General features: G+C 60.4%; 29 protein-coding genes. 12 read left to right on the forward strand and 17 right to left on the reverse strand.

Going from position 1 to position 25,562, the window contains the following annotated elements:
* Nucleotides 1-61 precede the first annotated feature (61 nt).
* Both ubiA and G5154_RS20165 read right to left on the reverse strand, forming a co-directional pair.
* Nucleotides 62-931: a 4-hydroxybenzoate octaprenyltransferase gene (ubiA, locus tag G5154_RS20160; protein WP_005339536.1), complete on the reverse strand. Its 870-nt coding sequence runs from the start codon at nucleotides 929-931 to the stop codon at nucleotides 62-64.
* A complete protein-coding gene (locus G5154_RS20165) occupies nucleotides 928-1,464 on the reverse strand; it encodes a chorismate lyase (RefSeq protein WP_258721908.1) in 537 nt (178 codons plus the stop codon). The genes ubiA and G5154_RS20165 overlap by 4 nt, the downstream gene beginning before the upstream one ends.
* Before the next feature lie 145 nt (nucleotides 1,465-1,609).
* Here G5154_RS20165 and G5154_RS20170 point away from each other — a divergent pair, with 145 nt between their 5' ends.
* Nucleotides 1,610-2,044, forward strand: coding sequence for a flagellar basal body-associated FliL family protein (locus G5154_RS20170; RefSeq protein ID WP_421245066.1), 435 nt, complete (start codon nucleotides 1,610-1,612; stop codon nucleotides 2,042-2,044).
* 112 nt (nucleotides 2,045-2,156) lie between these two features.
* Nucleotides 2,157-2,321 carry a hypothetical protein gene (locus G5154_RS20175; protein ID WP_421245065.1) on the forward strand — a complete coding sequence of 55 codons (165 nt, stop codon included), beginning with the start codon at nucleotides 2,157-2,159 and terminating at the stop codon, nucleotides 2,319-2,321.
* A gap of 20 nt (nucleotides 2,322-2,341) precedes the next feature.
* On the opposite strand, the gene G5154_RS20180 is transcribed toward G5154_RS20175, so the two are convergent.
* From G5154_RS20180 to G5154_RS20205, 6 genes are all read right to left on the reverse strand, one after another.
* Entirely contained in the window at nucleotides 2,342-2,674 is a 333-nt protein-coding gene (locus G5154_RS20180; protein WP_421251553.1) for a DUF2799 domain-containing protein, read from the reverse strand.
* A gap of 136 nt (nucleotides 2,675-2,810) precedes the next feature.
* Nucleotides 2,811-2,948: a hypothetical protein gene (locus G5154_RS20185; RefSeq protein WP_216952376.1), complete on the reverse strand. Its 138-nt coding sequence runs from the start codon at nucleotides 2,946-2,948 to the stop codon at nucleotides 2,811-2,813.
* Between the two features lie 74 nt (nucleotides 2,949-3,022).
* A complete protein-coding gene (locus tag G5154_RS20190; RefSeq protein WP_421251554.1) occupies nucleotides 3,023-4,003 on the reverse strand; it encodes an MDR family oxidoreductase in 981 nt (326 codons plus the stop codon).
* Nucleotides 4,004-4,096: 93 nt separating this feature from the next.
* The gene (gene waaA / locus G5154_RS20195; RefSeq protein WP_421251555.1) at nucleotides 4,097-5,362 is read right to left on the reverse strand and encodes a lipid IV(A) 3-deoxy-D-manno-octulosonic acid transferase; all 1,266 of its coding nucleotides are present in this window, start codon (nucleotides 5,360-5,362) and stop codon (nucleotides 4,097-4,099) included.
* A 1-nt stretch (nucleotide 5,363) separates the two neighbouring features.
* Nucleotides 5,364-6,398, reverse strand: coding sequence for a lipopolysaccharide heptosyltransferase II (gene waaF, locus G5154_RS20200; RefSeq protein ID WP_421251556.1), 1,035 nt, complete (start codon nucleotides 6,396-6,398; stop codon nucleotides 5,364-5,366).
* A gap of 38 nt (nucleotides 6,399-6,436) precedes the next feature.
* The gene (locus G5154_RS20205) at nucleotides 6,437-6,727 is read right to left on the reverse strand and encodes a hypothetical protein (RefSeq protein WP_421251557.1); all 291 of its coding nucleotides are present in this window, start codon (nucleotides 6,725-6,727) and stop codon (nucleotides 6,437-6,439) included.
* Nucleotides 6,728-6,776: 49 nt separating this feature from the next.
* Between G5154_RS20205 and G5154_RS20210 the strand changes: the two genes are divergently transcribed.
* Nucleotides 6,777-7,553 (forward strand): glycosyltransferase family 2 protein, encoded by a 777-nt coding sequence (locus tag G5154_RS20210; protein ID WP_005357395.1) that lies wholly within the window; start codon nucleotides 6,777-6,779, stop codon nucleotides 7,551-7,553.
* A gap of 51 nt (nucleotides 7,554-7,604) precedes the next feature.
* Here the strand turns inward: G5154_RS20210 and G5154_RS20215 are convergent, their stop codons facing one another.
* Nucleotides 7,605-8,642, reverse strand: a complete 1,038-nt coding sequence (locus G5154_RS20215) for a glycosyltransferase family 9 protein (protein WP_075114298.1) — start codon at nucleotides 8,640-8,642, stop codon at nucleotides 7,605-7,607.
* Nucleotides 8,643-8,776: 134 nt separating this feature from the next.
* On the opposite strand from G5154_RS20215, the gene coaD reads away from it, so the two are divergent.
* Nucleotides 8,777-9,262: a pantetheine-phosphate adenylyltransferase gene (coaD, locus tag G5154_RS20220; RefSeq protein WP_005357393.1), complete on the forward strand. Its 486-nt coding sequence runs from the start codon at nucleotides 8,777-8,779 to the stop codon at nucleotides 9,260-9,262.
* A 71-nt stretch (nucleotides 9,263-9,333) separates the two neighbouring features.
* On the opposite strand, the gene G5154_RS20225 is transcribed toward coaD, so the two are convergent.
* The 6 genes from G5154_RS20225 to radC all read right to left on the reverse strand — a co-directional run bounded on the left by G5154_RS20225 (nucleotide 9,334) and on the right by radC (nucleotide 12,996).
* On the reverse strand, nucleotides 9,334-10,206 hold the full coding sequence (locus G5154_RS20225; protein ID WP_421251562.1) for a VirK/YbjX family protein: 873 nt from the start codon (nucleotides 10,204-10,206) through the stop codon (nucleotides 9,334-9,336).
* A 177-nt stretch (nucleotides 10,207-10,383) separates the two neighbouring features.
* On the reverse strand, nucleotides 10,384-11,196 hold the full coding sequence (gene mutM, locus G5154_RS20230; RefSeq protein WP_216979846.1) for a bifunctional DNA-formamidopyrimidine glycosylase/DNA-(apurinic or apyrimidinic site) lyase: 813 nt from the start codon (nucleotides 11,194-11,196) through the stop codon (nucleotides 10,384-10,386).
* A gap of 24 nt (nucleotides 11,197-11,220) precedes the next feature.
* Nucleotides 11,221-11,676, reverse strand: coding sequence for a hypothetical protein (locus tag G5154_RS20235; protein WP_421251558.1), 456 nt, complete (start codon nucleotides 11,674-11,676; stop codon nucleotides 11,221-11,223).
* 93 nt (nucleotides 11,677-11,769) lie between these two features.
* Nucleotides 11,770-11,937, reverse strand: a complete 168-nt coding sequence (gene rpmG, locus G5154_RS20240; protein WP_005307500.1) for a 50S ribosomal protein L33 — start codon at nucleotides 11,935-11,937, stop codon at nucleotides 11,770-11,772.
* A gap of 11 nt (nucleotides 11,938-11,948) precedes the next feature.
* Nucleotides 11,949-12,185: a 50S ribosomal protein L28 gene (gene rpmB / locus G5154_RS20245; protein ID WP_005307492.1), complete on the reverse strand. Its 237-nt coding sequence runs from the start codon at nucleotides 12,183-12,185 to the stop codon at nucleotides 11,949-11,951.
* A 136-nt stretch (nucleotides 12,186-12,321) separates the two neighbouring features.
* Entirely contained in the window at nucleotides 12,322-12,996 is a 675-nt protein-coding gene (radC, locus tag G5154_RS20250) for a RadC family protein (protein ID WP_227342961.1), read from the reverse strand.
* A 148-nt stretch (nucleotides 12,997-13,144) separates the two neighbouring features.
* Here radC and coaBC point away from each other — a divergent pair, with 148 nt between their 5' ends.
* From coaBC to pgi, 5 genes are all read left to right on the forward strand, one after another.
* On the forward strand, nucleotides 13,145-14,347 hold the full coding sequence (coaBC, locus tag G5154_RS20255; RefSeq protein ID WP_421251559.1) for a bifunctional phosphopantothenoylcysteine decarboxylase/phosphopantothenate--cysteine ligase CoaBC: 1,203 nt from the start codon (nucleotides 13,145-13,147) through the stop codon (nucleotides 14,345-14,347).
* Nucleotides 14,348-14,428: 81 nt separating this feature from the next.
* Nucleotides 14,429-14,887, forward strand: coding sequence for a dUTP diphosphatase (dut, locus tag G5154_RS20260; protein ID WP_139736000.1), 459 nt, complete (start codon nucleotides 14,429-14,431; stop codon nucleotides 14,885-14,887).
* Nucleotides 14,888-14,955: 68 nt separating this feature from the next.
* Nucleotides 14,956-15,552, forward strand: a complete 597-nt coding sequence (slmA, locus tag G5154_RS20265) for a nucleoid occlusion factor SlmA (protein ID WP_005339495.1) — start codon at nucleotides 14,956-14,958, stop codon at nucleotides 15,550-15,552.
* Nucleotides 15,553-15,716: 164 nt separating this feature from the next.
* Nucleotides 15,717-16,553, forward strand: coding sequence for a mechanosensitive ion channel domain-containing protein (locus tag G5154_RS20270; RefSeq protein WP_041210774.1), 837 nt, complete (start codon nucleotides 15,717-15,719; stop codon nucleotides 16,551-16,553).
* A gap of 338 nt (nucleotides 16,554-16,891) precedes the next feature.
* A complete protein-coding gene (gene pgi / locus G5154_RS20275) occupies nucleotides 16,892-18,541 on the forward strand; it encodes a glucose-6-phosphate isomerase (RefSeq protein WP_421251560.1) in 1,650 nt (549 codons plus the stop codon).
* Nucleotides 18,542-18,793: 252 nt separating this feature from the next.
* Here pgi and ilvC read toward each other — a convergent pair whose 3' ends face one another.
* Entirely contained in the window at nucleotides 18,794-20,275 is a 1,482-nt protein-coding gene (gene ilvC / locus G5154_RS20280) for a ketol-acid reductoisomerase (RefSeq protein ID WP_421263985.1), read from the reverse strand.
* Nucleotides 20,276-20,527: 252 nt separating this feature from the next.
* Here ilvC and ilvY point away from each other — a divergent pair, with 252 nt between their 5' ends.
* Nucleotides 20,528-21,421 (forward strand): HTH-type transcriptional activator IlvY, encoded by an 894-nt coding sequence (gene ilvY, locus G5154_RS20285; protein WP_005342097.1) that lies wholly within the window; start codon nucleotides 20,528-20,530, stop codon nucleotides 21,419-21,421.
* Here ilvY and G5154_RS20290 read toward each other — a convergent pair.
* Nucleotides 21,410-22,270 (reverse strand): hypothetical protein, encoded by an 861-nt coding sequence (locus G5154_RS20290; RefSeq protein ID WP_421236378.1) that lies wholly within the window; start codon nucleotides 22,268-22,270, stop codon nucleotides 21,410-21,412. The two genes, ilvY and G5154_RS20290, sit on opposite strands and share 12 nt — an antisense overlap.
* 189 nt (nucleotides 22,271-22,459) lie before the next feature.
* On the opposite strand from G5154_RS20290, the gene G5154_RS20295 reads away from it, so the two are divergent.
* Both G5154_RS20295 and G5154_RS20300 read left to right on the forward strand, forming a co-directional pair.
* Nucleotides 22,460-22,651, forward strand: coding sequence for a hypothetical protein (locus G5154_RS20295; protein ID WP_005342100.1), 192 nt, complete (start codon nucleotides 22,460-22,462; stop codon nucleotides 22,649-22,651).
* Nucleotides 22,652-22,724: 73 nt separating this feature from the next.
* A complete protein-coding gene (locus tag G5154_RS20300; protein ID WP_421251561.1) occupies nucleotides 22,725-25,307 on the forward strand; it encodes a GNAT family N-acetyltransferase in 2,583 nt (860 codons plus the stop codon).
* The last annotated feature ends 255 nt before the right edge of the window (nucleotides 25,308-25,562 follow it).

The following is a 25,562-nucleotide window of genomic DNA, read 5'->3' on the forward strand; positions in this document are numbered from 1 at the left end:
GCAAACAAAGAAGGCCGCATGATGCGGCCTTCATTTTTATCGGAGTCTGCGTGGGAACATGTCACGCCAGCAGGTAATCGAGCACCAGACCGGCAAACACCAGCGCCCCCACATAGTTGTTGTTGAGAAACGCCTGGAAGCAGGCTTCCCGCTGCCGCTCACGAATAAGCCGCTGCTGATAGACAAACAGCACCGCCGCCCCCAGCAATCCCCAGTAATACCAGCCCCCCAGCGTCATCAGCTGCCCGACCGCCAGCAGCAGCAGCAGCGTCGAGAGTTGCAATGCGCCGATGATCCGTTTGTCGTAACGACCAAACAGGATGGCGCTGGATTTGAGGCCGATCTTGAGGTCGTCATCCCGATCCACCATGGCGTACTGGGTGTCGTAAGCCACCGTCCAGAGCAGATTGGCGAAGAAGAGCAACCAGGCCACCAGCGGCAGGGCATCCGCCTGGGCAGCATAGGCCATCGGGATCGACCAGGAGAAGGCCATCCCGAGCACCAGCTGGGGATTGGAGATAAAGCGCTTCATGAAGGGGTAGCTCACCGCCAGCAGCAGGGCGACAAACGACAGACCGATGGTGAGCGGATTCATGGTCAGCACCAGACCAAACGAGATAAGCGCCAGCACGAAGAAGAGCGCCAACACCTCCCACGGCTTGACCCTACCCGTAGGCAAGGGGCGACCAGCGGTGCGTTTGACGTGGCCATCGAAGTTGCGATCCGCATAGTCGTTGATGACGCACCCTGCCGAGCGCATCAGAAAGACCCCGACCACAAACACGGTCAGCACCCAGAGATTGGGCAGGCCACCAGCGGCCAGCCAGAGCGCCCACAGGGTTGGCCACAGCAGCAGCAGAGTGCCTATGGGTTTGTCGACGCGGGCCAACTGCATGTAGGCAAGTCCCCGCTCCTTGGTTAACAGATTCACTCCAGCTCCTTGTCACAGACGAGAGAGGGCAGAAACAGCTCATGCACCAGCAGTGGCCACTGCCCCAGAAACAGACGGGAACGACGCCCCCAGACAGTGGCGGCCGGGCAACGGGGATTGGCGGCAATATCGAAACGGGCCAGCTGCAGGTGATCGCGGCGGGCAGGCTCATGGCCAAATACCCGCTCACCCAGCGGCTGCTCGCCAAGCTCGGCAATGCCGCTCCCTTGCAACGCGTCATCGGCAAACAGGGTCCAACCCAGCACGGCGGGCCCACGATCCCCGTGCAGGATCACCTCGCGGCAGGTACCGGCCGGAGAGGCCGAATCCACCAGCCACTGCTCATCGGCAGTAAGGGCGACCGGGTGATTGCCCAGCCACTCCACCGAAAAGTGGCGATTGTGCTGACGCAGCCGCAGGGTCATGGAGCCGGGCTCCAGCAGCCAGGGGCGCAAGCTGGCGGGCAATTCACAACATTCGGGGGCCAGCCACCCGCTTAACGGCGTGAGAGGAACAGTCAACTCGGACTTCACAGCTTCACCATCCAGAGATTTCCGTGTTCAGGTTAAAATCCGGTTTATTATCCGTAAATCAATAGCGAAATGTAAGAACATCCGTGCTTGACGGCCCCGATGGCAACATCAAAAATGGGTTATCTCTTGCTGATGAGCCATCTATATGAAGATCTTCAAAATTCTGCTGGTGTTGTTACTGAGCTGTGGTGCGCTGCATGTACAAGCCTCATCCGAAGAAGAGCCGCCCGCCGAGGGCGCAGAGGGCGCTGCCAAACCCGGTTTCTCCTATCATGCGCTCGACCCCGACATCATCACCAACTACCTGAGCAACGGCAAAACCCTCGGTTATGTCCGGGTTACGGTGGAGCTGATGGCCGAGAACGAGGCCGACCTCAAGCTGCTGGAGCAGCATGACCCGTTGATCCGCGATACCATCATTCGCTTGATGGGCAGCAAGAGTGCCGAGCAGATAAAATCCCTGGTCAGCCGCGAAGAGCTGCGCAAGGAGTGCGAGACCAAGGTCAACGAACTGCTGGTCCGAGAGACTGGCAAGAAAGCAGTACGCGAACTCATCTTCACCAAGTTCCTTTACCAGTAATCCCTCCCGAAACAATCGCTTATTGGCATATCAACCAATAAGCGAGTTTTGCCGGTTCACTCGAAATGAAAATCGATTACAATACGGCCGTCGAGTCGTAGAGGTAGTCGTTATGGGCAGCAAAACCCTGTGTGAATGGCGCCGTCACGAGATCCCAGCCGATCTCAAGGCGTTGCGAAAGATAGTCCGCAAACCCAAGTTTGTCTGCGGAAAGTGCGCCCGCAGTGCCAATGACAAGGGTTATCTCTGCCAACCGCTGCGCTTGAAAGAGGAGTAACGCCCCTCCCTGTCAGGGCGTTATTGATCAGTCCACCCCTGACGCCCCTGCTCGAACAATCTGCGCGCCTGGATATCATTCGGGCAGACTCCGCGATACTCCTCGCCTGAGCGGCCGGCCAGATAGAGATGCTCGGGGCGGCAATACCATGCCAATCCCTTCTGGCGTCCCTGCTCCCACAGTTCGGTGTCCACCTGTTTGCCGCACTGGCCCTGATGGAACTCGACCCGCTCGGCGGTGAAGCCCAGCTTGCCATCTGCCTCCCCTACCTCACTCCACACCTTCTCGCAGGGATCATCGTTGGAGACACAGCCACCCAGCAGGGCAGCCAACAATATGATGGTGAGTCGCATAGTCATCCTTGAGCGTCGTTTGGGCAGTTCATTCTACCCAGCGGCCTGCCCCTGACCAAGGGCGAACACTCAACCGTGTGAGCGCGGCAAAAAATCAGGCGGGCACAATGCCCGCCTGTTCATTCAATGCTATGGATCACGGGTTGTTGAAGGGGTCATCGAAGGGATCATCGTCCTGCCAGCCTTCTTCTTCCCACTGATCCAGCTCTTCCTCCCAGGAATCCGGCTCCCAATCATCATCAGAGGAGTCGTAATCCGGCTTGTGTCCACCCATCTTCACTCTCCTTGGATAGTTCACCCGCACTCCAATTTTATCCGGAATTGTCGGGCTCGCCAGTCAGAGGGAGTTCAAAGTTTGACCAAGGTGCGGCCGGCGATCTGGCCTTGCGTGATGGCCTCGGCAGCCTCCACTACCTGCTCCAGCCCAATCTCGGTAACCGCCTGTGCGAAGAAGCTGGCAGGCAGATCCCGTGCCAGTCGCTGCCAAGCCAGTTGACGACGTTCAAACGGGCACATCACCGAATCGACCCCCTGCAACCGTACGTTGCGCAGGATGAAGGGCATCACACTGGTCGGCAGATCAAAACCGCCCGCCAACCCACAGGCCGCCACGGCGCCGCCATAGTTCATCTGGGCCAACAGCTTGGCCAGCACCTGACTGCCAACGGTATCGATGGCTGCGGCCCACAGCTGCTTCTCCAGCGGCTTGGCGGGCACAAGCAGTTCGCTGCGCGGCACGATGCGGCTGGCACCCAGCGCAGTCAGCATGGCGCCCTGCTCTTCGGGACGACCAGTCAGCGCTGCCACCTGATAGCCAAGGGCAGCCAGCAGGGCAACCGAGGTGGAGCCCACGCCGCCTGCAGCGCCGGTGACCAGCACCTCGCTGCTATCCGGAGTAATACCCGCCTCTTCCAGCGCCAACACGCAGAGCATGGCGGTGAGACCGGCGGTACCGATGCACATGGCCTGGCGCTCATCCAGCCCGGCGGGCAACGGCACCAGCCAGTCACCCTTGACCCGAGCCTGTTCGGCCATGCCGCCCCAGTGGCCTTCACCCACACCCCAACCGGTCAGCACCACCTTGTCGCCGGGCTGATAGCGGCTGTCGGCAGACTCGAGCACGGTACCGGCGAAGTCGATACCGGGCACCAGTGGCCACTGGCGCACAATCTTGCCCTTGCCGGTAATGGCCAGCCCGTCCTTGTAGTTGATGGAGCTGTAAGCGACCGCTACCCGCACTTCACCTTCCGGCAACTGGCTCTCGGTCAGTCGGGTCAGGGTTGGAACAGTCTTGCCGTCTTGGTTTTCCAGTAACAGAGCCTTGAACATGGTTGCCTCTTTGATGACGTGTGAAACGGGGATCTGCTGCTTTGACGCTTTTGCAGTTGAAAATCGAGAGCCAGAGCGGTGCTCGTCATGGGTTCAGTCGTTCTCCAGCGCAGTGAGGCAGTGCGAGAGGGTGCGCGCCAGCGCTCCCTGATTGCGCAGCACCACGGCGCGAGCCTGCTCCCCCATCTCGCGGCGGGTGTTGCCGTCGGCAAACAGCTGGCTCACCCGCTCGCCCAGCTCGGCGGCATTGGCCACGATGGCGGCGCCACCCTGAGCCACCAGCTGGCGGGTGATGTCGCTGAAGTTGAAGTAGGCGGGCCCAGTCAGGCAAGGCTTGCCGAGCGCCGCCGGTTCCAGCAGGTTGTGACCGCCGATCTTCACCAGACTGCCACCGACGAAGGCCACATCGGCCGCCGCCAGCATCAGCGGCAGCTCGCCCATGGTATCGCCGAGATAGACCTTATCCCCGGTACTCACCGTAGCACCATCAGTGCGCCGCACGCAGCCATAAGGGGCGCACAGCTCGGCCACCCGGTCGAACCGCTCGGGGTGGCGCGGCACCAGAATGAGCAGCGCGTCGGGCTGGCGTTTGAGCAGCAGATCGAAGGCGGCCAGCACCTGCTCATCCTCACCCAGATGGGTACTGGCGGCGATCCAGACCGGCCGCTCGGCGCCCAGCTGCTGGCGCAGGGCACGCCCTTTGGCCTGCACCTCGTCACCAAACTGGATATCGAACTTGATGGAGCCGGTCACCGCCAGCCGCGAACGATCGATGCCGAGGCGGGCGAAGCGGTCGGCGTCATCCTGATGCTGGCAGAGCAGATGAGTCAACGGCCGGCTCAGGGCATCGAAGGCGCCGTGGAAGCGGGCATAACGCTGGCAGGAACGCTCGGAAAGACGGGCGTTGATGATGGTCACCGGCAGGTGGCGCGCCTCACAGGCGGCCAGCCAATTCGGCCACAGCTCGGTCTCCATCACCCAGAGCGCGCGCGGCTTGAAGGTGTCGAGAAAGGCGGCAATGGCCCAGGGGTAGTCGAGCGGCGCGTAGCGATGGATCACCAGATCCCCCAGCTTGGCAGCCTGATCGGCACCGGTGCGGGTGGTAGTGGTGAGCAGGATCGGCAGATCGGGCCGCTCCGCCTTGAGGGCGCGAATGAGCGGCGTGATGGCCAGCGTCTCCCCCACACTCACCGCATGGATCCAGAGCGGCGCCTCCTGTCCGGTGGCGGGCAGCCGCCCGAGGTGCTCGGCCCAGCGCTTGCCAAAGCCGGGCTTGCCCTTCTTCGGCTTGTAGAGGGCCAGCAGCGCCAGCGGCAATCCCAGATGGATCAGCAGGTTGTAGAGCAGGCGGTAGGGCATCTTACTGACTCTGCTCCAGCTTCTTGCAGGCATCGACCACCTGCTCCGGCGCCAGGTCGATCAGGCACTTGAGATGGCCGAACTTGCAGGTGCGCTTGAAGCAGGGGCGGCACTCGATGTCGGTGTGAACGATCTCGACCCGATCCGCCAGCGGCGGGGTGTAGAGCGGCGAAGTGGAGCCATAGACGCCCACTAGCGGCCGGTTGAGGGCGGCGGCGATGTGCATCAGACCGGAGTCGTTGGAGATGACCCGGCTGGCCAGCGCCATCAGATCGATCGCCTCGTGCAGGCTGGTCTTGCCCGCCAGCACGTGGCAGTTGGGGCGAGTCAGCAGGTTGACCCGATCCCGGATGGTGTTGGCAACCGGCACATCCTTGTTGGAACCGAAGATCCACACCTGCCACCCCTCGTCCAGATGCTGCTGGGCCACCACGGCGTAGTGCCCCTCCGGCCATCGCTTGGCCGGGCCAAACTCGGCACCGGGGCAGAGCACCAGCACCGGGCGGGTGCTATCCAGCCCCAGCCGCTCCAGTGCCTTGCTCTGGTTGATCAGATCGACGTGGAGCGCCGGGTGCGGAATGGTCGGGATATCGGCCCGGCTCTTCATCTGCGCCTTGGGATAGGCGAGCGCCAGATAGCCCTCCACCATCAGCGGGAAGGCGGACTTGTTGCTGCGCAGGTCGTTGAGCAGGCCGTAGCGGCTCTCGCCCTTCCAGCCGGTACGCACCGGAATGCGGGCAAACCAGGGGATCAGCGCCGACTTCATGGAGTTGGGCTGGACGATGGCCTGATCGTACTGCTCGGCCGCCAGCTGCTTGCCGAGGCGGCGGCGCGCCACCAGCTTGAAGTCACCGTGGCCAAGGGGCATGGTGATCGCCTTGTCCACCTCCGGCATCCGCTCCAGCAGGGCGCAGCACCAGGCGGGGGCCATCACGTGCAGTTCGCACTCCGGATGGTTGGCCTTGATCGCCTTGTAGAGGCTCTGGGACATCACCATATCGCCGACCCAGGAGGGGCCGATCACCAATATTTTCATCACGCGTCTTCTCTCGGGACGGGCCCGGCTGTTAATCATCACTGGGCGAGATTATGCCCCAAGAATGACTGGATAAATAACAGAAGATCCTTGGCAATCGCCTCTGCCGTCTCATTTTCCCAGTGACGATCTTCTTCCAACTGGGCGAGATTACGCGCCACATGCAATGGTCGGATAAATAACAGAAGATCCTTGCCAGGTACCTCTGCCGTCTCATTTTTCCACAGGTCTTCTGAAGAGACGCAACGCCAGCCGGACAGGTAAACAGCTGGCAGAAACGGGCAATGGCGGCTCTCTCTTTGACCCGTTTTTCCGTTAGAATGGTCCATCAATACGCATTCGACCCGCCAGCCGGGCAATAACCGTGAGCCCACATTCGTGAAAAAACCGACTCTGGCTGCCGTTCTGATCGTCAAGAATGAAGCCGACAACCTGCGCAAGTGCCTCGCCTCCCTCGACGGACTGGTGGACGAGATCGTCATTCTGGACTCCGGCAGTCAGGACGAGACCCCGGCCATTGCCGCCGAATTTGGCGCCCGCTTCTTCGTCAACGCCAAGTGGCCGGGCTTTGGCAAGCAGCGCCGACTGGCCCAGTCCCACGTGCAGTCCGACTGGGTGCTGTGGCTGGATGCCGACGAGCGGCTCACCCCCGAGCTGAAAACCGCCATCGCCGAGGTGATGGCCAATCCGGCCAGCGATACCATCTACTCGATCCCGCGCCTCTCCTGGGTGTTTGGCCGCTTTATCCGCCACAGCGGCTGGTATCCGGATCGGGTGCTGCGCCTCTATCCCAAGGCGCTCACCAGCTACAACGAGGCGCTGGTGCACGAAAAGGTGGAAGTGCGGGCCAACATGAAGATCGTCAATATTCATGGCGACCTGCTCCACTTCACCTATCGGGATCTGGAGCACTATCTGGTCAAATCCGCCGGTTATGCCCGCGCCTGGGCCGACCAGCGCACCGCCCGCGGCAAGAAGGGCTCCCTCAGTCAGGGGCTGATCCATGCGGTCGGCTGCTTCCTCAAGATGTACCTGCTCAAAGCGGGCTTCCTCGATGGCAAGCAGGGGTTGCTGCTGGCCATCCTCTCCGCCCACTCCACCTTCGTCAAATACGCCGACCTCTGGGTGCGCCAGCAGCCGCAGCAGCCGGAATAACCGTCATACGAAACAGGGCCCCGCGGGGCCCTGTTTGCATTGCTGCGTACGTTATTTGCGCCAGAAAGGCGCCGCCCAGCGGGCCATCACCGGCACCATGGTCTTGGGATCGAGCTGGCTCATATCCTCAGGATGGTCGCTATCCTCCGGCGGGCTGAAGGCAAGGTGACGCCCTTCGCTGTTGAGGGGCTTCCAGCGCAGCGGAGTCGCGGAGCGGCGCATCGGGAAGAAACCGATGGTCGGCACGTCGAGCGCACCGGCGATATGGAGCGGCCCGGTACTGCCTGCCACGAACAGGGCGGCGTTGGCCAGCACCTGACAGAACATCGGCAGACCGTCGCTGGAGCGGTAGATCCAGCCGTTGCCGCCGTGGGCCAGCAGCTCGGCCGCCAGCTGTTCAGCCATCTTCTCCTCACCCGGGCCTGCGGTCAGCACGCACTGCAGTTCGGGGCAGGCCTGATTGAGCTTGATGATGATGCGGGCGTACTGCTCGATGGAGAGGTTGTTGGCCGAACCGCCGCTACCGGCATGCACCATCAACCAGGGGCGGCTGGCATCGAGCTTGAGCTTGAGTGCCAGCTGCTCACGCACCTGCCGCAGGGTCTCGTCATCGAACTGCAGGAAGGGGGTCTTGGGCTCCACCACGGCGACCTGCTGATCGGCCAGGAAGCGGCGGATCAGCTCCAGGTTGTACTCGGACTCCGGCTTCTGGGAGCGGGAGCGGCGCTGCACCAGTCGCTGGTTGTAGAGCACCTGGGCCAGCTTGGTCGCCGGGGCCAACCGGTAAGGGATGTGTGCCTTCCACACCAGCATGGCGTTGCGGGAGTTGGAGAAGAGGCAGATGGACGCGTCGAACGCCGCCGCCTTGATCCGCGCCAGCAGCGCTCGCTGTTGCTCCTTGTCGGCCCGCACGCCCGGATCGATGATCACCTCGTCAATCCAGGGGCAGAGCCGGGCCAGCGGCGCCGTGTAGGCCGGAACCAGGGCAGTCACATGACACTCCATGGAGCCTTTGAGCATGGCGAAACTCGGCCACGCCAGCATGAAGTCACCAATCTTGTCATTGCGAACGACCAGAATACGTTTCATAAAAAATCCCTTTGCTCCCTGTCACCAATGCAAGGAGGCTTGATGCGCGATGGCGTATTCTTGCCTGATGCACTGCTATTCTCAAGCGACGACCTTATAATGCGACCAAATTTCCAGGTTGCAGGACCGCAAAGATGACTACCAGGGTAATTTATCCCGGGACTTTTGATCCCGTTACCAATGGCCACGCCGATCTGATCGGCCGGGCCGCCAAGCTGTTTGACGAGGTGGTGGTCGGGGTCGCCAACAGCCCGAGCAAGCGCCCGCTGTTCGATCTGGCAGAACGTGTCCAGCTTGTCCAGCAAGTGACCAGCCAGCTTCCCAACGTCAAGGTGGTGGGCTTCTCCGGCCTGCTGGTCGATTTTGCCAAAGAGCATCAGGCCAACGTGCTGATCCGCGGCCTGCGCGCCGTCTCCGACTTCGAGTACGAGTTCCAGCTGGCCAACATGAACCGCCGCCTGATGCCCACGCTTGAGAGCGTCTTTCTCACCCCAGCCGAGGAGAACTCCTTTATCTCCTCCACCCTGGTGAAAGAGGTGGCGCTGCACGGTGGCGACATTCGTCAGTTTGTCGATCCCGTGGTGGCCCAGGCCATCGCAGCCAAACAGCAACAGCGCTAATTCCTCCCCTGATGGCAGATACAACAAGGGCTACCCACGGGTAGCCCTTGTTGCATCAACGCACTGCACGCCTAGCGGCGGGCAAACTGCTCGCGGATCGCCAGCGCCAGCTGATCGAGCCACTCGTAACGGCGCCGGTACATGGCCCGCTTCTTGGAGGCGATCTCCTCCAGCGGCTTGCGCGGCTGCAACTGCAGGGCGACAAAGTTGGCATCCACATCCTGCGCGCCAAACTCCTGCCACAACTCGTCGTAATCGGCCTGCAGGTTGGCCTTCTGCTTGCTGCTGTAACGCTTGGCCTGAAACACGTGAGCCCGTTTGCGCACCGCCAGCACCTCGCCGCTGCCCATCGCCAGCGCCAGCTGCTGCACCAGTTGCACCAGCAGGGATTTGGGCCGCAGCCCCTGCCCCTCCTTGGTCAGCTCGCGTACCTTATCCTGCGCGTTGGCCACCCCGGGTTCCGGCCCCTGCATGGAGCCGATCACCAGATGCAGCTGCTCGGCGCTGCCAGCCAGCGAGAAGGCGCAGCTGTAGAGACGCAACCCCTCGCTATCGATGATGGAGAGGGCCAGCTCGGCCTCGCGGCGGAAGGTGCCGTCATGGCGCAGCACGATGCGGCAATCGCTCTGGGGATAACGCCCCAGCTCGATGCCGCCCGCCAGATAGAGCGGCTCGACCAGCTGCGGATAGCAACTCAGCTGCAGCTGATAGTGGTTTTCCAGCATCTCGGCCCGCTGACGGGCACTGGCACTGGCGAAGCGATAGGGACGCATCGGCTTGTCGAGCAGCTCGGGATAAATGGCCGGCAGCGCTTTGAGCGACTCGCACCGGAACAGATTGAAGACCCGGCTTAGCGACTTGCGATAGAGCAGGCTGCGCAGCACGAACTTGCCGCGATTGAAGGTTTGGCGCTCGCACCCCTCGGGGTAGAGGAAGCGGGCCATTTTCTTGGCGCAATAGCGCTCTTGCTGGGATAGATATTCCCAGTCTATTGATTTTAAAGTCATTTCTAGTTCTCAAACCGCCTGAACGGCCGCAGATACTAGTGATGACTGCGCAAATATTCAACAGCCTGGAAATATGCTGTTACAACTTCCCCCGGATCGGGGAAAAAAGTACGCTCAGCGCTGGCAATGAGTGCAAAAAACCGTGGTGCGCTGCCCCATTCTGATCTCGGTCAGCAGGGTGTGACAGTGGAAACAGGGCTGCCCGCCACGGCCATAGACCTGCAACTGCTGCACGAAATAGCCCGGCTTGCCATCGGCGCTGGTGAAGTCCTTGAGGGTGGTGCCGCCCTGACGAATCGCCTCGGCCAGTACCCGCTTTATCTCTGCCACCAGGGTTCCCAGCCGTTTGGCACTGATAGTACCCGCCGCCCGCTTGGGGTGAATGCCGGCGGCATAGAGCGCCTCGTTGGCGTAGATGTTGCCCACCCCGACCACCACCTGATTGTCCATCAGGAACTGCTTGATTGCAGTACTGCGCCCCTTGGCTCGCCCCTGCAGGTAATCGGCATTGAAGGCATCGGTGAGCGGCTCTGGCCCCAGCTTGGCGAGCAGCGCGTGGGCTTCGGCCGGTTCACGGGTCCACAACAGGGCACCGAAGCGGCGCGGATCGTTGAGCCGCAGCAGCTTGCCATTCTCCAGCTCGATATCCACGTGGTCGTGCTTCTCGGCTGGCGTGCCGATATCCAGTACCCGCAGGCTGCCGGACATCCCCAGATGGAGGATGGCGGTGCCGAAATCGGTCTCCAGCAGCAGGTATTTGGCACGGCGGCGCACCCGATGGATGGTGAGGTCCACCAGCTCCTGAATCTCACCGGGTATCGGCCAGCGCAGGCGGCCATCCCGCACCACCACGCGCGTCACCTTGATACCGGTGAGCCAGGGAGAGATCCCCTGACGGCTGACTTCAACTTCTGGCAATTCAGGCATGGGCACCTCGCAAGTAAAAGGAAATCAGGGGGCAGGACGCAGCAGATCGCGATACTGCTCGGCAGTGAGGGCGAGCCAGAGACCGGACGGCAGCTGGGCACCATACTGACCGCTGTTCTGATAGAGGCCGATCTCGACCGGATCGTTCTGGCCGGCAATCCACACCTTGATGGTCACCGGCGCACCGCGTACCGCCTCACCGGGGGGCAGCAACCAGCTCTGCCAGCGTGCCAGACGGGCATCCAGCTGAGCAGTGTCGAGCCCCAAATCCGGCACGCTGCGCCAGCCCTGACCGATCCGCTCAATCTGCCAACTAGGCCCCTGCCAAGTGAGCACCACGGCCGCATCCGGCAACAAGGGGCGAGCCCGCTTGGCGCTGTTCTCTTGCTGGGCAGTCTCCATACGGTGCAACAGAGTGATCACGATCAGCACCACCACAATGATCACGTTATTCCAGCCTTTGCGGCTCAATTTGAACATGGCAAGCCTCCCTTTGAACCGGCAGTGTACTGAATTCGGCGCATAAAAAAACCCGGCACGAAGCCGGGTTTTTGGGAATGCAGCATCAAGTAATTACTTGATTTTGCCTTCCTTGTAGATCACATGCTGACGAACAACGGGATCAAACTTTTTGATCTCCATTTTTTCGGGCATGGTGCGCTTGTTTTTGGTAGTGGTATAGAAGTGACCAGTACCGGCGCTGGAGTTCAGGCGAATTTTCTCGCGAATACCTTTAGCCATGATCTAATTCCTTATACCTTAACACCGCTGGCGCGCAGTTCAGCCAGAACCACTTCAACGCCACGCTTGTCGATGATACGCATGCCTTTTGCGGATACGCGCAGGCTTACGAAGCGTTTTTCACTCTCAACCCAGAAACGGTGAGTGTGCAGGTTCGGCAGGAAACGACGCTTGGTAGCGTTGTTAGCGTGCGAACGGTTGTTACCAACTGCCGGGCGCTTGCCGGTTACTTGGCATACTCTAGACATGTCAGTCTCTCCAAATCTTACTTCATTGCTCGAGCAAATATCTGCCCCGCTGGCCTTCGATTGCGGGGCAAACAGAAGGCGGCATTTTATACAGCATCCGTGATCAAAGATCAACTAATACGGCGCCAGAGCACAGTCATAACCAACCGCGCTCGGCGAAAGAAACCGTGATGCCGTCACCGATCACCAAGTGATCCAGCACTCTGATATCGATCAGGGCCAAGGCGGCCGTGATCCGATCCGTGATCTGGCGGTCGGCCCGACTGGGCTCGGCGACGCCGGACGGGTGATTATGCGCCAGAATCACCGCGGCTGCATTATGTTTGAGTGCGATCTGCACGATTTCTCTGGGCCAGACGCTCGCCGAATCGATTGTGCCGAAAAAAAGCTCAACAAATTGAATGACTCTGTGCTGATTGTCGAGCAACAGCAGGGCAAATACCTCGCGCGGCCGATCCCGCAGCTGGGCTTGCAAATAGTCGCGGGTCAGCTGGGGTGAGGTGAGCGCATCACCCCGTTGCAGTTGCTGTGCCAGATGGCGCCTCGCCATCTCCAGCACCGCCTGCAACTGGGCATATTTGGCAGGGCCAAGGCCGTGGGCCTCGCAAAATGTCTGTTGATCCGCATCCAGCAAACTTCGCAAAGAACCGAATTTATTCAACAGGTTGCGTGACAGATCGACAGCACTTAAACCATTGACTCCGGTGCGCAAAAAGATCGCGAGCAGCTCGGCATCACTGAGCACAGTAGGCCCCTGACGCAACAGCTTCTCTCTGGGGCGTTCATCTTCCGGCCACTCCTTGATGCTCATTTGTCTCTCCTCTCTCCCTGTTGAGGAAAAACATAGCAAATATTTGCGTGTTCCCCGCCACAAGCCCTTGATGCCAACCCCTGTCGTCATCCCCAGCCTGTGGTATCTTAGCCGACCAGTCAAAGTGAGCCGGATAGAGAAACAGCAGATGAGATTGGCCGATAAACGCATCCTGTTGGGTGTCAGTGGCGGGATCGCCGCCTACAAGAGTGCCGAGCTGGTACGCCGCCTGAAAGATCAAGGGGCCGAAGTGCGGGTAGTGATGACCCGCTCCGCCAAGGAGTTCATCACCCCGCTGACCCTGCAGGCGGTCTCCGGTCATCCGGTGGCGGATAGCTTGCTGGACCCCTCTGCCGAAGCAGGCATGGGCCATATCGAGCTGGCCAAGTGGGCCGATCTGGTACTGATTGCCCCCGCCAGCGCCAACCTGATGGCACGTATGGCGGCCGGTATGGCCGACGAACTGCTGACCACCCTCTGTCTGGCCACTCCAGCGCCCATCGCGCTGGCGCCCGCCATGAACCAGCAGATGTATCTCAACGCTGCGACCCAGGCCAACCTCAAGACCCTGGCCAGCCGCGGCATTCTGCTGTGGGGGCCGGATGCCGGCAGCCAGGCCTGTGGCGATGTGGGCCCGGGCCGGATGCTGGATCCCCTCGAACTGGTGGATCGCTGCTGCCAGCAACTGGCCGCCGAGCCCTTGCTGGCGGGCGTCAGGCTGCTGCTGACCGCAGGCCCGACCCGCGAGGCGCTGGACCCGGTGCGCTACATCAGCAACCACAGCTCCGGCAAGATGGGCTTTGCCATCGCCCGCGCTGCCCGTGAAGCGGGCGCCGAGGTGACGCTGGTGAGCGGGCCGGTGACGCTGGCTACGCCGGCAGGCGTGACCCGTGTCGATGTGGAGAGCGCCGAGCAGATGCATCAGGCGGTAATGAGCCTGGTGGGCGAGTGCGACCTCTTCATCGGCTGCGCAGCAGTGGCTGACTATCGCCCCGAGCAGGTCGCCAGCCAGAAGATCAAGAAGACTGGTGACAACGACCAGATGGTGGTGAAGCTGGTGAAAAACCCCGACATCATCGCGGCCGTCGGCGCCCTTTCAGACAAGCCCTTCACTGTCGGATTTGCCGCCGAAACCGTGGATGTGGAACAATACGCCCTCGATAAATTGCAGCGTAAGCGGTTGGACATGATCGCCGCCAACGATGTGTCCCGCGAGGGGCAAGGCTTCAACGCCGATGACAACGCCCTGACCGTATTCTGGCAAGGGGGCCAGGCCCCGCTGCCACTGGCCGACAAGCTGACGCTGGCCCGTCACCTGATCGCCCTGATTGCGCGTCACTATCGGCGCTGAGCGTCCCGAAAGAACAAGACTCACGGCGCCCCGCCTTGCCAAGAGGGGCGCCAACACAAGATCCAACTGAAAAAGCGATTCATGACAACACAAATTGAACTGAAGATTCTGGATGCCCGTATCGGTACCGAGTACCCGTTGCCCGCCTACGCCACTCCCGGCTCTGCCGGCATGGATCTGCGTGCCCTGCTGGATGCGCCGCTGACTCTGGCTCCGGGTGATACCACCCTGGTACCGACCGGTCTGGCTATTCACATTCAGGATCCGGGTCTGTGTGCCACCATTCTGCCCCGCTCCGGCCTTGGCCATAAGCACGGCATCGTGCTGGGCAACCTGGTCGGTCTCATCGATTCCGACTATCAGGGTCAGCTGATGGTCTCGGTCTGGAACCGCGGCAAGAATGAGTTCACCATGCAACCCGGCGAGCGTATCGCCCAGCTGGTAATCATGCCGGTGGTTCAGGCCAGCTTCCAACTGGTCGATGAGTTCAACCAGAGCGAACGGGGCGAAGGCGGTTTTGGTTCTTCCGGTCGTCAATAACAGACCACACCAACCTGATGGGCGGTGCCTAATAACAGAATCAAGCCATTGTTTTTTTAGGGGAATCCATGGCAAGCAGTAATCAGAAACAGAGTCGGCGCGATCAGATCCTGCAGGCGCTCGCCCATATGCTGGAAACCAGTCCGGGTCAGCGTATCACCACGGCCCGTCTGGCGGCCGAGGTCGGCGTCTCTGAAGCAGCCCTCTATCGACATTTTCCCAGCAAGGCGCGGATGTTCGAGGGGCTGATCGACTTTATCGAGGATTCCCTGCTGTCACGGGTCAATCTGATCATGGCGGAAGAGAAGGACACCATGGCGCGCTGCCACCACATTCTGCAGCTGCTGCTGGTGTTCGCCGAGCGCAATCCCGGCATTACCCGCATCCTCAATGGCGACGCCCTGCTGGGTGAGCACGATCGGCTGCGGGATCGCATCAGCATCCTGTTCGACAAGCTGGAGACCCAGATCAAACAGGTGCTGCGCGAGAAGCGGCTGCGCGAGGGTCAGGGCTTCCAGCTCGATGAGACCATGCTGGCCAATCTGCTGCTGGCCTATACCGAGGGCCGCATCAGCCAGTTTGTCCGCTCCGAGTTCAAGCTCAAGCCCACCGCCGGATTTGAGGATCAGTGGCAATTTATTCGCAGTCAACTGCTACAAAGTTGATCGGCAGCGCTTTCACCTAGCTTGAAGAAGGGAGGCCTTGGCCTCCCTTCTTTTTTGTGGCAGCTTTTTATGGCAGTAAAATAAGCACCAGATGCGACCCGGACTGTCGCGCTGCGATGTTAGATTCATGCGCCATAAACCTTTAGCACCCGAAAGGACATCCTATGGAACCCGAAATCATTACCGAAGCGCAGACCTGGCTGGTCAATAACCAGGGCCTGCTGATCGAGTATGCCGTCAACATCGCGGCCGCCCTGCTCACCCTGCTGGTCGGCTATATCGCAGCCAATCTGCTCAGCGGTGGCGTGGTAAAAGTGATGCAGGCGCGCAAGCTCGACACCACCGTCACCCACTTCGTTGGCAGCATCCTCAAATACGCCATCCTGGTGTTCGTGGTGATCGCCGCGCTGGGCCGTGTTGGCGTGCAGACCGCCTCCTTCGTCGCCATTATCGGTGCCGCCGGTCTGGCCATCGGTCTGGCGCTGCAAGGCTCGCTCTCCAACTTTGCCGCTGGCTTCCTGCTGATCATCTTCCGCCCCATCAAGGCGGGCGAGTTTATCGAAGTGGCAGGCACGTCTGGCGTGGTGCAATCCGTTCAGCTATTCACCACCACCCTCACCTCCGGTGACAACAAGATGGTGGTAGTTCCGAACTCCGCCATCCTCAACGGCACCATCGTCAACTACTCCCGCATGGATACCCGCCGCGTCGACATGACCTTCGGTATCGGCTACGGCTCCGACCTGCGCAAGGCCAAGCAGATCCTTGAGCGTCTGGTGAACGAAGAGCCGCGCATCCTGAAGGATCCGGCCGCTACCATCGCCGTCGCCGCGCTGGCCGACTCCTCGGTCAATATCGTGGTGCGCCCGTGGGTCAAGACCGGCGACTACTGGGGTGTCTGGTTCGACTTCCACGAGAAGGTGAAACTCACCTTTGATGCCGAAGGGATCGAAATTCCCTTCCCGCAGATGGTGATGCACATGCAAAAACCGCAGGCATGATCGCGGTAAAGCAGCAACCCACAATGCCAGCCTTCGGGCTGGCATTGTCATTTCTAGCGCGCCATCCGCTGCATAATCAGGCCGGCTGAATGAAAACAATTTCAGAGCTGCGGGCCAGCCCCAATCATGAGCGAGCGCAAGATCCCCCTTGCTTTCGTGACTCATAATCCCGATGTTCTGGTTGTATACTCCCGACGGTTGCCCCATTGCGGTTAAAGACAATCGGTAAAACTCTGTTACACGGGCCGCTCGGCCGGCTCGCTATAATGCTCGGATAATAAGGTTTGGCGGGACCTTGCCTGCAAGGTTCAAACACAACTTGGCATTTCAGGAATCCTATGAAAAATATCAATCCAACCCAAACCCAGGCCTGGCAGGCACTGGAAGCCCACTTTGCAGCAAACAAAGAGACCCGACTCAAGGATCTGTTCGCGCAGGACCCGAAGCGCTTTGACAAGTTTTCCCTTACCTTCGGCGGCGACATCCTGGTTGATTACTCGAAGAACCTGATCACCGAAGAAACCCTCAAGTTGCTGGTTGATCTGGCCAAAGAGACCGATCTTCGCAGCGCGATCGATGCCATGTTTAATGGCGACAAGATCAACATGACCGAAGGCCGCTCCGTACTGCACGTGGCCCTGCGCAACCGCTCCGACCGCCCCATCGAGTGCGACGGCAAGGATGTGATGCCGGAAGTAAACGCCGTGCTGGCCAAGATGAAGGGCTTCTGCGAGGAGATCATCTCCGGCGAGTGGAAAGGCTACACCGGCAAAGCGATCCAGCACGTGGTCAACATCGGTATCGGTGGCTCCGATCTGGGCCCTGTGATGATCACCGAGGCACTGCGTCCCTACAAAAACCACCTGCAGATGCACTTCGTCTCCAACGTCGATGGCACCCACATCGCCGAGACCCTGAAGAAGATCGATCCGGAAACCACCCTGTTCCTGGTGGCCTCCAAGACCTTCACCACCCAGGAGACCATGACCAACGCCCTGACCGCCCGCGACTGGTTCATCAACATCGCCGGTGACAAGGCCCACGTTGCCAAGCACTTCGCCGCCCTCTCCACCAACGGCAAGGCCGTGGCCGAGTTCGGTATCGACACCAATAACATGTTCGAGTTCTGGGACTGGGTTGGCGGCCGCTACTCCTCCTGGTCCGCCATCGGCATGCCCATCGCTCTCTCCGTCGGTTTCGAAAACTTCGAAGCCCTGCTGCAAGGCGCCTTCGAGATGGACATGCACTTCGCCACTGCCTCCTATGAGCAGAACGTGCCGGTGCTGCTGGCGCTGATTGGCCTGTGGTACAACAACTTCTACGGTGCCGAGTCCGAAGCCATTCTGCCGTACGACCAGTACATGCACCGCTTCCCTGCCTACTTCCAGCAGGGCAACATGGAGTCCAACGGCAAGTACGTGGATCGCAACGGCAAGCCGGTTGACTACCAGACTGGCCCCATCATCTGGGGTGAGCCGGGCACCAACGGCCAGCACGCCTTCTACCAGCTGATCCATCAGGGCACCAAGCTGATCCCCTGTGACTTCCTGGCGCCGGCCATCAGCCACAACCCGATCGGTGACCACCATCCGAAACTGCTGGCCAACTTCTTCGCCCAGACCGAGGCGCTGGCCTTCGGCAAGAGCAAGGAAGAGGTTGAAGCCGAGTTCCTGGCTGCTGGCAAAACCCTGGAGCAGGTCAAGGATCTGGTGCCGTTCAAGGTGTTCGAAGGCAACCGTCCGACCAACTCCATCCTGTTCAAGAGCCTGACCCCGAAAACCCTGGGTGCCCTGATCGCCATGTACGAGCACAAAATCTTCGTACAGGGTGCAATCTGGAACATCTTCAGCTTCGACCAGTGGGGCGTGGAGCTGGGTAAACAGCTGGCCAACAAGATCCTGCCAGAACTGGGCAACAACGAGGCTGTCACCAGCCACGACTGCTCCACCAACGGTCTGATCAACACCTGGAAAGCGTGGAAAGCCTGATTTATCCAGCCTTTCTGAATGCAAAAGCCCCGCTCGATGAGCGGGGCTTTTTTATGACTGTCAGGCTGGTTTTTCTGGCTGGCCGGTCGGGTGTCCAGTCCGACCGGCGACGGGGATCGTCATCCCCGCCCCTTCATCATCCTGCCCTATGCCGGCTTAACCGCCGACGGCGATGCGTTTCATGTCTTTAATATAACCGCGCAGTACCTGACCGCTCTTCTCGCATCAGGCATGGTTGCGGGTCATACCTGATTAACCGCCAACGGCGATACGTTTCATGTCTTTCATATACCCGCGCAGTACCTGACCGATCTTCTCGATCGGGTGGTTGCGGGTCGCTTCGTTGGCCGCCAGCAGCGCCAGGTTATCCACGTTCTGCCCTTCCGCCTTGCTGGCACCCAGATCGCCCGCTTTCAGGGTCGGCATGAAGTGCTCACGCAGCAAGGGCACGGCGGCGTTGGCGAACAGGTAGTTGCCATACTCGGCGGTATCGGAGATGACCACGTTCATCTCGTACAGACGCTTGCGAGCAACGGTGTTGGCGATCAGCGGCAACTCGTGCAGGGATTCGTAGTAGGCAGACTCCTCGTATATACCGGAAGCCACCATGGTCTCGAACGCCAGCTCGACACCCGCCTTGACCATGGCCACCATCACCACGCCATTGTCGAAGTACTCCTGCTCGGCAATCTTGCCAGCGAACGCAGGGGCATTTTCGAAGGCAGACTTGCCGGTCTCTTCACGCCAGGTGAACAGTTTGACGTCATCTTCGGCCCAGTCGGCCATCATGCCGCGGGAGAACTCACCGGCGATGATGTCGTCCATATGCTTCTCGAACAGCGGGCGCATCAGGGTCTTGAGCTGCTCGGAGAGTTCGAAGGCGCGCAGCTTGGCCGGGTTGGCGAGGCGGTCCATCATCAGGCTGATGCCACCCTGCTTCAGGGCTTCGGTGATGGTTTCCCAGCCGAACTGGATCAGCTTGCCGGCATAGGCCGGGTCTGTGCCTTCGGCAACCAGCTTGTCGTAGCAAAGCAGGGAACCGGCCTGCAGCATGCCGCAGAGGATGGTCTGCTCGCCCATCAGATCGGATTTCACTTCCGCCACGAAGGAGGATTCCAGTACCCCGGCACGGTCGCCGCCGGTGGCAGAGGCCCACGCCTTGGCGATGGCCATGCCTTCGCCTTTCGGGTCATTTACCGGGTGAACGGCGATCAGGGTCGGCACACCAAAGCCACGCTTGTACTCTTCGCGCACTTCGGTACCCGGGCACTTGGGCGCCACCATCACGACGGTGATGTCGGCGCGGATCTGCTGACCCTCTTCCACCACGTTGAAGCCGTGGGAGTAACCCAGCGCGGCGCCCTGCTTCATCAGCGGCATCACGGTTTTGACCACGTCGGAGTGTTGCTTGTCCGGAGTCAGGTTCAGCACCAGATCGGCAGTCGGGATCAGCTCTTCATAGGTACCGACCGCGAAGCCGTTGTCGGTGGCTTTCTGCCAGGAGGCACGCTTCTCGGTGATGGCGGCCTTGCGCAGGGCGTAGGAGATATCCAGCCCGGAGTCGCGCATGTTCAGACCCTGGTTCAGACCCTGGGCACCACAGCCCACAATCACCACCTTCTTGCCCTTCAGCACGTTGCAGCCGTCCGCGAACTCTTCGCGCTGCATGAAACGACACTTGCCCAGTTGGGCCAACTGCTGACGCAGGTTCAAGGTGTTGAAATAGTTAGCCATGGTGATTGCTCCGTTCGATTGATTCCATGCCGGGTAGCGGCGTTGTCTGAACCACTATAGCGCGGGACACTTATTGCCTGAACTGATATATTCGAAACAGTACGTTGCAATAATTGAAAGATGATTTTTGGCAATTGCGCCCCATGCACGCCCCGTTTCGGCAATATTGCCGCTGAATTGTGCGGGGATGCGGTTGCCAGAGCCGGACGGTTCGGCATGACTTTATGCCCTGACAGCTGCAGGAAGTGATCAATGGACCTTCGTAATCTCGAACTGTTTCTCCACCTCGCCGACTCCCTTCATTTCGGCAAGAGCGCCGATGCCATGGCGGTCAGCCCCTCGACCCTGAGCCGCGCCATCCAGCGGCTGGAGCAGGAGACCGGCTGCATCCTGTTCGAGCGAGATAACCGCTCAGTGCGACTCACCCCCGCCGGCGAGAAGCTGCGGGAGTTTGGCGGCGGCCTGTTGCAGGAGTGGCGCCAGCTCAAGCAGGAGCTTAAACGCAGCGATGAACCACTGCAGGGACGGCTGCGCGTGTTCTGCTCGGTCACTGCCAGCTACTTTCTGCTGCCCGAGGTGCTGGAGCGCTTTCGCCGCCGCTACCCCCAGCTGGAGATCAAGCTGGAGACCGGCGACCCGGCGCTGGCGGTGGACAAGATCCTGGCCGACGAGGCCGATCTCGCCATCGCCGCCCGCCCCGATGCCCTGCCGGCCAAACTCGAATTTGCCAGCCTGCAGCTGGTGCCGCTGGTCTTCATCGCGCCGCGCAATGCCCCGCAGCTGAACCAGTGGTTCCGTCAAGGGGAGCCGGATTGGGAGCAGCTGCCAGTCATCCTCTCCGAGCAGGGACTGGCCCGCAAACGCAGCGATCAGTGGTTTCGCAACAAGGGGATAGCCCCCAACATCTATGCCGAAGTGGCGGGGAACGAGGGGATTGTCGCCATGGTGGCGCTCGGCTGTGGCGTGGGGCTGGTACCGGCGGCGGTGATCGACCACAGCCCGCTCGGCGACAAGGTACGGATCATCGACCTCAAGCCCGCCTTCAAGCCATTTGATGTGGGGATCGGGGTACTCAAGAAGCGGCTGGAGGAGCCATTGATCCGCGCCTTCTGGGATACCGCGCAGAATCAGGGTTCACTGCGCTGACACCGGTTTATAGATGAGTGCCGGATCAGCCATCATGACGCGACTGGGCAACGGCAGGTCGGGATTGTGCAGCTCGAGGCGCACCCGCTCATCCAGTTTTAGCCGCCGAATGGTGCTGCCAAATCCCTCTTCAAAAACCCGATCAAAAGCGCCCGATTGCCGTGCCCGCTGCAGGCCGAGCTCGATACGCTGCGCCAGCTCCGGATAGTTGGGCGAGACAAAGAAGAGCAGCGCTAGCGGATAGCGAAATACCAGACGAGGCTCGATGGCCAGATCCGGGTGCTGCCTGAGTTCATCCTCGATCTCGATGACCGAGCGCAGGAAGCAGTCAAAACGCTTCTTGCGCAGCATGTTGAAAAGCGCCTCATAAAGATTGCCCACCGTCACCTTTAGGCCGTTGGCCTTGAGCAACTGGGTATCGGGCCAGGATCTGTGCTGACCGATGGAGAGTCCGGCGCGATGCCAGTCCACCAACGAGCCGATCGCAGCAAAACGCCCCTCGTCACCCTGCCGAACAAGACACACCCGCCACCCCAGCAGCCCCTTGGCCAGCGGAATGTGGACCGCCAACAGCTCTCGTTCCCGTTCACCATCCGGGGCAAAGACGCCAATCTGAACCAGCTCGCCACTACGCAACTCCTTCACAGCCCGCCCCTGCTCCATCTGGGGGCTGGGGACCAGCTGGTAGGGGCCATACTCCGGTACGGTGAGATCGAGAGAGAGCCGCAGCAACTGGACGACGGCGGGGTTGGGGTGATCCAGCAACAGATTCCAGGCGCGGATAGGCTGCTCGGCTGCCGATACGCCAACCGCCCACAATCCCATACACCACCACCAGACTCTGATCATCCCGTGCACCATCCGCTCCTCATGCACCTCATTCTCCTCGCCATACTATAACGCCAGCCAGCGGCTCAACGGTGCCCTCTCTGAAAGATGTGTGAGCGCTCTCGTGTCAAAAGTGACAATAGGCAAACCATGCAGCTCATCGCAGACTGAGCACTCATCAACAAACACCAAGGCGCAGGGAGGAGAGCCATGAAACAGCATCTGGTAGAGATCAAGGGTTCTACCCTGTTTGACGAGTATCTGCAAAGTATGGGGGTGCCCAGCACGGCGCTGGATAGGGAGCAGGATATCTATCTGCAGGAACGCTACCTGGGAGCCATTCGTCGGGTACAGGGCGAACTGCGCTTTTATCTGCGTGCCAATGCCCTGAACAAACGGTGATCGGGAGCCGGTCACAGAACCCGCAGCAAAGGCGTATTAGACTGGTATCTTCCCCCTTTTGTCGGGAGTGCCCATGAAAGCAAGCGGTCTGGATCGGCTGTTCAAACCCCAATCAATCGCCGTGATCGGCGCCTCGACCGACCCGCTCAAGGCGGGTCATGTGATCGTGCGTCACCTGCTGGCAGGCCAATTCAAAGGGCCCATCCTCCCGGTCACTCCGCGCAACAAGGCCATCGCCGGCGTGCTGGCCTATCCCGATATTGCCAGCCTGCCGCTGATCCCGGATCTCGCCATCATCTGCACCAGACGGGAACGAGTCTTGCCACTATTGGAAGCGCTCGGCCATAAGGGCTCTGGTGCAGCCATCATACTGGCCGCCGACTTTTCCCCCGAGGAGCGGCTGGAGCTGAAACGGGTCTGCCAACAATACGGCATTCGCCTGCTCGGCCCCAACAGCATGGGAATGCTGCTACCCGGCCAAGGGATCAACGCCAGCTTTTCACCCATTGCCGCCAAGCCGGGGCAGGTCGCCTTTCTCTCGCAATCCGCCGCCGTCAGCACCACCATTCTGGATTGGGCCAAGCAGCATGAACTGGGCTTTTCCGCCTTTATCTCACTTGGCGATCACTGCGATATCGACTTCGGCCAGCTGCTGGATCAGCTCTCCCGCGACAGCGTCACCCGTGCCATCTTGATCTATATGGACAAGCTGCACGACGCCCGCCACTTTCTCTCGGCGGCGCGGGCCGCCTCGCGCAACAAGCCGATCCTGGTACTGAAAAGCGGGCGCCACGATCCGGCCCACGGCCTCGACAATGTCTATGACGCCGCTATCCGCCGCGCCGGTATGCTGCGGGTACGGGATACCCACGAGCTGTTTGCCGCAGTGGAAACACTGAGCCACTCTATGACCCTCAAGGGGGAGCGGCTCGCCATCATCTCCAACGGCCGCGGGCTGGCCAATATGGCGGTGGATGTGCTGCTGGAGCGTGGCGGCAAGCTGGCTCGCCCGCCGCTCGACATCGGCAGCGATGCCACCATCGCCACCTATCAGGAGGCGTTGGACAGCGTGTTGCAGGAGGATGGTATCGACGCCATCCTGATTATCCACGCACCCTCGCTCACAGCACCGAATGCACCGCTGGCCAGCCATCTTATCGCCCATCTGAAACAGCATCCCAGAGCGCGCCGTTTCAATATCCTCACCAACTGGGCGGGCGAATACTCGGCGCAGGAGGGTCGCAAACTCTTTACCGAGGCAGGTTTCCCGACCTATCGCACGCCGGAAAGTGCCATGGCCGCCTTCATGCACATGGTGGAATACCGCCGCAACCAGAAGCAATTGATGGAGACACCGGCATCACTGCATGGCAACCAGCTCAATGTCGAGCTCTGCCAACATCTGGTCCGTCAGGCGCAGGAGCGCAAGCAGCTGAGGCTGGATACCCATCTGGTGCATCCAATTTTGCAGGCTGCCGGCCTCTCGACCCTGCCAACCTGGATCGTCACCGATGCCATCGAGGCGACCCTGACCGCCGAGCAGATCGGCTATCCGGTGGCAGTGAAACTGCGCTCACCCGACATCCAACACAAGTCTGCCGTACACGGGGTGGTGCTCAATCTGCGCACCTCGGCAGAAGTGGCGCAAGCCGCAGATGCCATTCTGGATCGGGTCAGACAACACGATCCGGGCGCCCGCATCGAAGGCTTGCTGGTGCAACGCATGGCCCGCCGCAGCGGCGGCCTGGAGCTGCGGGTGCGGATCCAGCAAGACGCCATCTTTGGCCCCGTCATCCTGCTGGGTGAGTCGGGCGCCGAACCGCAGGAGATGGTAGCAGCCTTGCCACCGCTCAATCAGGCACTGGCGCGTTATCAGATCATCGGTGCCCTCAAGAGCCGCAAGATCCGCGAACAGGCGACGCCGGAACGACTGGATATTGATGCCTTGGGCCAAGTGCTTTGCCAGCTCTCCGAGCTATTGCTCGCCTTTCCGGAGATTCAGGAGCTGGACCTGCACCCGCTGCAAGCATGCGGCGCCGAGATGGTGGTACTGGATGCCAGCCTCACGCTGGCTAACCCCGCCATCACAACCAGCAACCGACTGGCGATCCGCCCCTATCCTACCGAACTGGAGGAAGGTGCCTGGCTTAAAGATCAACGCCATATCCTACTGCGCCCGATCCGGCCGGAAGATGAACCGGCTCACAAGCAGTTCGTGCTGCAAGTCTCTGATGAAGACAGGTACAAACGCTTCTTCGCCGATGTCGGTGAACTGGGTCACGAAGAGTTGGCCCGCATGACCCAGATCGATTACGACCGGGAGATGGCCTTCGTAGCGGTGGGGCAAGATGGCGAGCTGCAGGATCAGATCCTCGGCGTAGTGCGCGCTATCTCGACCCCGGACCAGAGCGATGCCGAGTTTGCCATTCTGGTGCGATCGGACTTGAAAGGGGTGGGGCTCGGCAAATTGATGATGGAGAAGATCATCCGTTACGCCAAAGAACAGGGGATTGGCAAGTTATCCGGCATGACCATGCCCAGCAATCGCGGCATGGTCAACCTCGCCAAACGGCTTGGCTTCAAGATCGACGTGCAGATGGAGGAGGGGGTGGTCAATATGGAACTGCTCTGTAGCCAGCAAGCGACAGAAGCCTGATTTGACCACCTGCAGGATCATTCAAATAACTGTAAATGAAGCTGATAGAACGCTGATATAGCCAGAAAATGGTGGGAATAGTCTGCTATCTGGCCATTCTTCCGACAGGTAAAAGCGAGCCATTGGCTGGTTTAACAAGCTAAAACACCAAAGCCCGGTCGTCAGACTGGGCTTGTGTTGGCTCTGGTGTGCAAATCTGTGGCTCTTATGAGCAAACCGCCCATAGCAAAAAGGCCTTCCCAATCGGGAAGGCCT

The sequence above is a fragment of the Aeromonas sp. 600527 genome, from assembly GCF_049175415.1.
GTDB classification, from domain to species: Bacteria; Pseudomonadota; Gammaproteobacteria; order Enterobacterales; family Aeromonadaceae; genus Aeromonas; species Aeromonas veronii_A.